Raw genomic sequence first — 6,330 nt, 5'->3', positions numbered from 1 at the left:
TCGGCTGAAGAGGCACCCGCCGACGAAGCACCGGCTGAAGAGGCACCCGCCGACGAAGCACCGGCTGAAGAGGCACCCGCCGACGAAGCACCGGCTGAAGAGGCACCCGCCGACGAAGCACCGGCTCTTGGCTGGAAGGCTGTCAAGGCTCAGGCGGATGCTGATTGGAAGGCCGCCAAGGCCCAGGGACAGGCTGATTGGAAGGAAATCAAGGCCGAAGGCAAGGCCGATTGGAAGGCTGCTAAGGCCTCCGAGAAGGCTGCCCTGCAGGGCAACTAACCTCGGTCATACCGCCAGGGGCGGCCTCCCATCCAGGGAGGCCGCCCCTTTCGTCATGAGTTACCCACCTCGTCAGGACTCACAGCCGACCCCGTCGCCGTCGCGGTCAAACTTGGTGTCCCAGCCCGGATCACCGGCCTTGATAGGTGCCGCGCCGGCCTGCTTTACGGCGGTGCAGTTTTGGTAGAAGACGTTGCCGCCGGCCGGGGCCTTTGCAGGAGCCTCCTTGACCGTGGCGGGCTTTGGAGCCGGGGCTGGAGCTACTGCGGCCGGCACGGCCGCTCCCCCGCCGGCCGGGACCGGCTGGTCCGGACACGAAGTGCTGAGGATGCTCATGATCGCGTCCCGCTCCGCCTTGGTCATCCACAATCCGTACTTGGCTTTCACCGCAGTCTGCAGTGCCACGTACTCGCAGCGGAACGCCTTGTTCGGCGGCAGCCAGGTGGCCGCGTCGCTGTCAGACTTGGCCCCGTTGGTAGGCCCGTCGACGGCCAACAGGTTCAGCGGGTCGTTGGCGAACGCTTCACGCTGGTTCGGGGCCAACTGCTGCGCACCCTTCTGCCATCCGTCCGACAGTGCCACGATGTGGTCGATCTGAACAGCGCTGCTGGTGGTGTTGCCGCGGACGAACTCGATGGTCGCCGCGGTGAACGGATCGGCCAGCAATCCGGAGGTCACCACGCAGCCGCCTGCCTTGAGCACAGCGTGGTCCAGATCGCGTTGAAGGACGTCGTTACGCGCGTCGCAGCCGTTGCGGTCAGGATCCTTCCAGCCCTTGCCGAACTGTTCCCGGGAGTACCCGGTCTTCGGCGCCCGGCCCTTAACCTCAATGGTGGCCAACTGCTCCAGTGCCGTCCCGGCCGCGGGTCCCTGTTCAGCTTTGGGCTCGGGCGCCTCCGACTTCGCTTGGGCACTGGTCTCCGGCGCCGCCGACGACGCGGTGGCAGAGGGCGATTCGGTGACAACGGGTGCTTCAAGGACCGGGGCGCTGCAGGCAGTCAGTCCGGCTAGCAGCACAGCGGCGGGGGCAAGGCGGATGCGTTTCATATCCCTTCATGTCTACGGCAAGTCCCGGGCCCGTTGATGGCGGACACACCGTCGTGCCGCCCACATACCAGCGGCGCTGGCCCTCCCTGCCCTGCAGCTCAACGCGGCGGCTGTGGGCCCTATTTGCTGCCGAGATCGTTTCCGCAACGAGATCGGAGCTAGTGCGCTCCTCGCCTTGCCCGCACCGTCCACGCTTTGGGCTGTCGAGCTCTGAGTGTGCGCGGCCAAGGCGCGTCAGGGTTATCTAGCTGTGGGGGACTCATCGCTATCGACTGTGGGTGAAGGCCGATGCCAGAGGAACAGCAGCACACCGACAACGAGGAGGACGACTGCGCCCACGTTTTGCCAAACGAACCCTTCGATGCGCACGTTGCGGCTGAGCTGCAGGACGAGACCGAGCGCCAGAAAGAACCAGCCGCCTTGGATGAACCTGCGCATGTCGAGCCCTCCTTGCTAACTGCCGGAACACGTTGGTTGGTCAACGCCCGGACCCCAGCGCCAACGCTTCCATCAGAGATTACTTCTGTCGATTGAGCTACTTCGCTCCGGCGTCTCAGGCCCGCGGGGGCTATGAGCCGAGTTTCAGACCGTTCCAACCGCCTATCCCCACGGTGACGCGCTTCTGAATCTTCTTTGAGGAGACCGGGTAGAAGTGCAGGTTGCCCTTCTTGTCGCGGGCCAGAATGCCGGGCTGGCCGGCTACCAGATGCCCTTCGGCCGCGGATAGGTGCGTCATGCCGTTCCAGTTTGAACCGCTGACCATCTTGCGGGTCTCTTTGATGAGCCGGCCCTTGCCGTTGGAGCGATATAGCTTCAACTGCCCGGCAGCATTGCGGGCGACCAGATCCATCTTGGTGTCGCCGTCGAAGTCCATGGCCATTACTTGCTGGCCTTTCCACTTGCCGGAGCTGAGCAGCTTCCGCGGCCCTGGCTTGGCGCCATCATTGTTGACGTACGAGTACAGCTTGCCGTCGCGGTTCTTGGCGATGATGCTTGGGAACTTGTCCGCGGTCTTCCACTGGGCGACGAGAATGGTGTTGCGCTGCCAGCCGCTCGTGCCCAGCGTGGAGCGTTTGAAGCCACCGTTCTTTAGCCCGTAGTCGACGGTAAGCCGGCCATCCTTCCAGTTGGCGATCAGGTCTTGGATGCCGTCTGCATTCCAGTCGGCGATCTCCACGTTCAGGGATGTTCCCCAGCCAGCGGAAACGTAGCGGCGCTTGTTCAGGTCCCTCCCCCTGGCTGACGGGTAGACATAAAGCTTGCCGGCAGAGTCCACGGCGACGACATCCCCTAGTTTGGCCTTGGGCGGGGCCAAGGCGGCCGGCATGGCTTTCAGGTCGTTGGCCAGCAGTTTCGGCATGTTGTAGGTGTAATGCGTGACATCCGGCAGGACAGTCATCTTCGTGCTGGTGAACCCGAGGGCCTTGTATTTTTTCTCTGCCCGCTTGGCGGTGTCCAGAGCAGACCAGGTCTTCAGACTGGTGCCGCCCTTGCCGTCGAGGCTGCCGCTGATCCAGTGCAGCCTCGTTTTCTTCACGGCAGCGGTGGGTGCTGTCTGCATACCGTCGTATCCGCCGCCGCCAACGATGGTGGCCCCGCCGCCCTTGATCCATTGCTGGCGGTCTGCGAGGAGTTCATAGGTGATGAACTCCGCGCCGCCTGAGTAGCCGTGGAGCCAGATGCGGCGGGAATCGAGTTTGTATTGAGCGATCAAGGTCGTCGCCAAAGAGCGGAACCAGTCCCCGTTACGGTCGGCGTTCTCCCACCAAGTGATGCCGCCCTTCTTATCGGGGGTGATGACGGGAACCATGATCATGTTCTTCTTGGCGGCCTCTGCCGCCATCTTCTTCATAACGGAGCCCTTGGGGTGGTGGACATAGGACTGGTCCGGGCGGGAGTAGTCTCCGTGGAAGACGAACAGGACCCCGATGGTCTTCTTCGTATCGATGCCGTCGGCGTAGATGTGGTACTGGCTGCTGACGCCGTTGGGGGCGGTGTAGCTCTGGTAGGTCGCACTGAGCGGTGCCGCGGCCTGGGCCGGGGTGCTGACAACGAGTGCTGACGCGAGCAGGGACGATCCGAGGGCTGCTCCGAGGAGTGCGCGGATGAGGGACTTCATCAAACTGGATCCGTTCGTTGTGCTCCCGGCTGCGGGAATGCGGCCACAGGTGCTAACGGTTGCAATCGGACGGAAGGGGCGCCTGCGTAAGGCAATCTCCGGAAAACGTCGCAAGTCTGGGTAGCTGGACTGCTTTAGCAGGACGTCATGGGCGGCGTGCAACTACCAGGGAACGAGGCCTGTGCGTGGTACTAACATCGAGGTCATGACAAGCGCACCCTTCGGCGCCCGGTTTGGCCACATCAACGTCATTGCCACCGATTGGCGACGACTTGCCGATTTTTATGGGCGCGTCTTTGGCTGCGAACTCGTACCACCCGAACGCGATTACGCCGGTTCCGATCTGGAACGCGGCACGGCTGTACCCGGGGCAAACCTGCGCGGCGTCCACATGCGATTACCCGGCCACGGTGATGCCGGGCCAACCCTCGAGATCTACACCTACGGCGAGAATATGGCGGGCGGTACACCCGCGGCCAATCGCACCGGATGGGGCCACATCGCCTTCGTGGTTGACGACGTCGTTGCTGCCCGGGAAGCTGTCCGTGAAAACGGCGGGGCGGACGTCGGCGAAATCGTCACGCTCCAGACAGCCGACGGACGACAGGTCACGTGGTGCTACGTGAGCGATCCTGAGGGCAACTTTATCGAGCTGCAAAGCTGGTCCGACCCCAGCTAGCCTCCGAGCTTTCTCCGCGAGGGCGGCAGGCCACCAGGTCGGTGCACGCGGTCATCGAATCTGGAAACAATACGATGCAACAGGCACAAGCCACTACAGACCAGCAAGAATGACTGGTGCGTAGTGTGTTTGGGACATCCCTATAAAACCCGCAGCCACTATCGAAGGCTCGTTGCAGGGGCGTGACAGAGCAGCCCGAATGATGAAGTTGTCTTGGCCAATGCAGTCCCCGTCCTGAAGAGATAAAACTCTATTTCAATTGGGCGCAAGCCTAGTTCCAAGCCGTGGCCGGGGATCTCGCCCAGCAGGCGGCGCAGGCATGTGCAGGAAGTGCTGTATGGCGCACTCTGCCGTAGTCTGACGATGATAATCGTCGCCGCCGCTCTCACATCGGCGGGTCCTGATGTTGGGGGTTCAGCTTGAAGAGACCATCGGTCGGACTGACCACTGTTTTACTGTTGACGGCAGGAATGGTTGTGGGCGCGGGCTCGCTTTTCAGCGGGTCCTTCTCCTCCGACTCGATCAGTCCAGCGGCTTCCACCGCCTCGTTGCCAGCCACGGAGCCGGCAGCAGCGGCCGGCACTGCCCCGGGCGCGGAAGCAAGGTTCGCTGCGTGCTCCCCTGACTATGCCACCGGTCCTGGTGCCGACCTGGATAAGCGGAACATGATCGGCGCGGAGAACAGTATCGTGGTCTCCCCGGCAGAAATGCGCGCGATGGGCATGCCCGAAAGCGCGATCAGGACGCAGACCGAAGTCTGGAACAAGCTCTCCCCTGAGGAACGGCAGGAGCAGCTTTGCCGGGCAGCGCAACAGGGCACCGCCATCGGTCAGTAACCTGGTTCCCGGCTGCCCAGCCTACCGGCCCAATTCCGCCGGCCCTCCAGCACCTACCCTCCCCAGAACTCCGGGCGGCGACCCTGATTGCACTGTGAACCGGCAGCTGTCGTCACTCGTCGTCCACGCCCACTCCTCAATTGAATCCCCTACATCCCCAGTGCTGGTAAGGCTTAACCGAGTTCCAGAGGTGACGAAAAGTGACGATGATGTGGAGAGGCGGCGGGAAGATAGGGGAATCGTCAAGACAGAGACGATGTCAAGGATGAGATTCCAAGACATGCGAAAGGCCCCTGCTTCCCTTTGTTTAAAAGGAAGTAGGGGCCATTCGGGTAGTGGAGCTTAGGGGAATCGAACCCCTGACCTTTTCATTGCGAACGAAACGCTCTACCAACTGAGCTAAAGCCCCGTGCCACTGCCGTTCGATCATAAGTCCGCGGCGCGCCGATCGCCAAGCTGAAAGGATGCAGTGTTGCGAGCCAGACATGCCTCACTGGCATCCGGCACAACCAAAGGCCTATAGGGTTTACCCATTCTGATAACGAATGTGCAGCGTTCGCTGGCGCCGACACCGGCAGTACAAGACCGCGCCATAGACTCACGCCATGGACAACAAAGTTCTCAAGGCCGTCTACACGGTCTTCTTGGGGGTCATCATCGCGCTCTTCGTCGGGCTGGGCATCCGCACGTTTTATGCACCGCCGGAGATGCCGCAGTTCCCGCAGGAGCAGGTCTTCCAGAAGTCAGACCCAACGGCCGAAGAGCTGGCGCAGCAGCAGGAACTGCAGCAGCAGTACGACGCCGCCTACCGCGCATACGAGGATGCGTCCGAAATCTACAACCGCAACGTCACCACGGTGGCGCTGATTGGATCCGTCGCCCTGCTGGGCCTGAGTCTTCTCGTCGAGAAGCGCAACCGGGTGTTGGCCAACGGTGTCATGCTCGGCAGCCTGTTCACACTGATCTACAGCATCACACGCAGCTTCATGTCCGGGAACACCACGCTCTCGTTCATTGTGGTGACCGTGGGTCTGGCCATCGTCCTGTTCCTGGGCTCCAAACGCTTCTTCCAGCCAAAGGAGAAACGGAACACTCTCCCGCCCAACCAGGGCAGCACTCCGGCGGACGCCGCCTAGCCTGCATTGAAAAGCCTGCGCAGCAGACCCCTTAACCAGCGAGACCCCTGGCGGTCCGGAATCCGGACTGGCAGGGGTCTTCGGCTGTGTGAACAACAAGGTCCGGGCTTCGCGGGCCCGCAAACACTGCCTCGGCGTCGTGAGCTGGGACTGTGCACCTCAGCGGGCTGCGGCTTGTGGCTTCGCCCGATCTGATGACTATTCCAGCAGCACGGCTACAATCCGTGCAAGAGG

General features: G+C 62.4%; 7 protein-coding genes and 1 tRNA gene. 4 read left to right on the top strand and 4 right to left on the bottom strand.

Annotated features, from left to right (window positions below; all coding sequences use genetic code 11):
* The coding region (locus ACWF5H_RS02375; protein ID WP_452034587.1) for a hypothetical protein at positions 1–279 on the top strand (279 nt) is incomplete at its 5' end.
* 72 nt (positions 280–351) lie between these two features.
* Here the strand turns inward: ACWF5H_RS02375 and ACWF5H_RS02370 are convergent.
* From ACWF5H_RS02370 to ACWF5H_RS02360, 3 genes are all read right to left on the bottom strand, one after another.
* Entirely contained in the window at positions 352–1,326 is a 975-nt protein-coding gene (locus tag ACWF5H_RS02370; protein ID WP_452034586.1) for a GmrSD restriction endonuclease domain-containing protein, read from the bottom strand.
* A gap of 240 nt (positions 1,327–1,566) precedes the next feature.
* Entirely contained in the window at positions 1,567–1,764 is a 198-nt protein-coding gene (locus ACWF5H_RS02365; RefSeq protein WP_452034585.1) for a hypothetical protein, read from the bottom strand.
* A 130-nt stretch (positions 1,765–1,894) separates the two neighbouring features.
* Positions 1,895–3,445 (bottom strand): hypothetical protein, encoded by a 1,551-nt coding sequence (locus ACWF5H_RS02360; RefSeq protein ID WP_452034583.1) that lies wholly within the window; start codon positions 3,443–3,445, stop codon positions 1,895–1,897.
* 205 nt (positions 3,446–3,650) lie between these two features.
* Here ACWF5H_RS02360 and ACWF5H_RS02355 point away from each other — a divergent pair, with 205 nt between their 5' ends.
* Together ACWF5H_RS02355 and ACWF5H_RS02350 are read left to right on the top strand one after the other, a co-directional pair.
* Positions 3,651–4,124 carry a VOC family protein gene (locus ACWF5H_RS02355; RefSeq protein WP_364649380.1) on the top strand — a complete coding sequence of 158 codons (474 nt, stop codon included), beginning with the start codon at positions 3,651–3,653 and terminating at the stop codon, positions 4,122–4,124.
* Between the two features lie 419 nt (positions 4,125–4,543).
* Positions 4,544–4,960 carry a hypothetical protein gene (locus tag ACWF5H_RS02350; RefSeq protein WP_452034582.1) on the top strand — a complete coding sequence of 139 codons (417 nt, stop codon included), beginning with the start codon at positions 4,544–4,546 and terminating at the stop codon, positions 4,958–4,960.
* 336 nt (positions 4,961–5,296) lie between these two features.
* Here the strand turns inward: ACWF5H_RS02350 and ACWF5H_RS02345 are convergent.
* A tRNA-Ala gene (locus ACWF5H_RS02345) sits at positions 5,297–5,369 on the bottom strand.
* 196 nt (positions 5,370–5,565) lie between these two features.
* Between ACWF5H_RS02345 and ACWF5H_RS02340 the strand changes: the two genes are divergently transcribed.
* Positions 5,566–6,096: a hypothetical protein gene (locus tag ACWF5H_RS02340; RefSeq protein ID WP_452034581.1), complete on the top strand. Its 531-nt coding sequence runs from the start codon at positions 5,566–5,568 to the stop codon at positions 6,094–6,096.
* The last annotated feature ends 234 nt before the right edge of the window (positions 6,097–6,330 follow it).

It is taken from the genome of Arthrobacter sp. NPDC055138, from assembly GCF_053607305.1.
Note: the sequence above shows the minus strand (reverse complement) of the source record. Positions and strands in the feature narration are given on the sequence as shown.